Here is a 945-nt window from a genome sequence, read left to right as displayed (position 1 = left end):
CCTGCCGTACCGTCGGCTTGTTTGACGGTAAAGTTAGGTGCTGCGATAGAACCATCCGCACCAACAGTCGTATTCAACGCTGTTGCCAACGGTTTGATTTGACTGACGTTAACCGCATCAGTATCTGCCGTACCTTTGGCTACGTTGGCAATCTTGTTGCCGCCGTTGTTCAGTCCGGCAGTGGTCAGTGACACTTGGTTCGGAGAACTGTCATCACCAATTTTCAGACCCTCGGTAGTCAAGACGCTGTTGCCTGCGATAACGGTTTCTGCAATCACATTGGTGGCATTGACGGCATTGAATTCAACATCTTCTGAAGTAGCTACGGTGATGTTTTTGCCGTCGCGGGTTACTTTGATGTTTTTGCCGTCTTTGAAGTTAACCGTTTCGCCGGCAGCAACTTTCTCTTCAGTATCATCGTTCGCTTGCAGCTTCCAACCTTTTTCCACCGTCTCTTTCACAGACTTGATTGCGTCGTGAACCGTATTTTGGTTAGTACCACCGATATTGCTCATGGTGATATTGCCGTTGGTATTTTCTGCATCACCGCCCAAGATGGTTTTCAGGTTTGCTTGGCTGGCATTCAACTGTTCTTCAGTCGCGGCTTGGCCTTTGGTGGCAAAGTCCGCACCGCCCAAGGTTTTGTTGGTCAGTCCACTTACCGTGCCGTTCGTACCGTCAAGTACAATCGGAGTGCCGCCGGCTTTGCCCAACGTAACTTTGTCGTTCAAACCGAAATCAACTTTGCCTCCCGGCAGGGTTTTGGTCTTAATGTTGCCATCGGTACCGGTGTAAGTAACGGTGTCACCTAAGTTGACTTTTTCAGTCGACCCTTCGTCAGCGGCAATCTTCAGACCTTTGTTCAACTCGTCGCCCACTTTGTCCAATGCTTCTTGAACAGTATGTACAGGAGTTCCTGCCGTACCGTCGGCTTGTTTGACGGTA

The 945-nt window shown here is 49.7% G+C and carries 1 protein-coding gene; it reads right to left on the bottom strand.

The annotated features are described in order from the left end of the window. The coding region (locus HMPREF2907_RS02070) for a hypothetical protein (RefSeq protein WP_210388579.1) at positions 1 to 945 on the bottom strand (945 nt) is incomplete at both ends.

This window comes from Neisseria sp. HMSC055H02 (genome assembly GCF_001813335.1).
Lineage (GTDB): Bacteria > Pseudomonadota > Gammaproteobacteria > Burkholderiales > Neisseriaceae > Neisseria > Neisseria sicca_C.
This window is presented reverse-complemented; position numbering and strand designations above follow the sequence as displayed.